This window comes from Pseudomonas sp. HY2-MNA-CIBAN-0224 (assembly GCF_040310285.1).
GTDB classification, from domain to species: domain Bacteria; phylum Pseudomonadota; class Gammaproteobacteria; order Pseudomonadales; family Pseudomonadaceae; genus Aquipseudomonas; species Aquipseudomonas helleri.
In genome coordinates, this window is sequence record NZ_JBEOPQ010000698.1 from 1 (window position 1) to 256 (window position 256).

A 256-nucleotide genomic window follows, 5' to 3' on the forward strand; every position below is an offset into this window, starting at 1 on the left:
GTTCGTTGGTACTAAACGCGCTGCTAGCGGTATCATCCGTGAACAAGCTGCCCGCGCTGGTATGCCATACGTTGACCATCGCTGGTTAGGTGGTATGCTTACCAACTGGAAAACCCTTCGCCAGTCAATCAACCGTCTAAAAGAGCTAGAAAAACAAGCAGAAGACGGTACTTTCGCTAAGCTTACTAAGCGTGAAGCATTAGAGCGTACTCGCGATATGGAGAAACTTGAGCGTTCATTAGGCGGTATCAAAGAC

At 48.4% G+C, this 256-nt stretch carries 1 protein-coding gene; it reads left to right on the top strand.

The window, feature by feature from the left end; translation table 11 throughout:
• The coding region (gene rpsB, locus AAEZ03_RS28115; RefSeq protein ID WP_350583229.1) for a 30S ribosomal protein S2 at nt 1–256 on the top strand (256 nt) is incomplete at both ends.